1 protein-coding gene is annotated in these 280 nt (G+C 54.3%); it reads left to right on the top strand.

The genetic code is table 11. From position 1 onward, the window contains the following. Positions 1-280 (top strand): hypothetical protein (locus AB9F29_RS22520; protein ID WP_369757329.1); only part of this gene is annotated, 280 nt, incomplete at both ends.

Genomic DNA, 280 nt, shown 5'->3' with positions numbered 1-280 from the left:
GATCGCCTATAATCCAAGCATTGCTTATGGGCTGTATCGCGTTGAAGCGACCGAAGATGAAAGCTGGACGGCGGAGTGTGATCTCTATCTTTTGGCCGACGACCTTGCCTCCGAGGTTCTGACCAAAGCCCGCGCAACCGAGTTCACGCGTGTGCGTGAGGTGAGTGCATCCGAGCTTGCTTGCATTACCTGTAGCCATCCATTGGCCGGTTTTGAAGGCGCGGAAGGTTTCTGGGATTACGACGTTCCGGTTATTGATGGGGATCACGTTACGGACGAT

Source organism: Falsihalocynthiibacter sp. S25ZX9 (assembly GCF_041205405.1).
In the GTDB taxonomy this organism is placed as follows: Bacteria; Pseudomonadota; Alphaproteobacteria; order Rhodobacterales; family Rhodobacteraceae; genus Falsihalocynthiibacter; species Falsihalocynthiibacter arcticus.
Note: the sequence above shows the minus strand (reverse complement) of the source record. Positions and strands in the feature narration are given on the sequence as shown.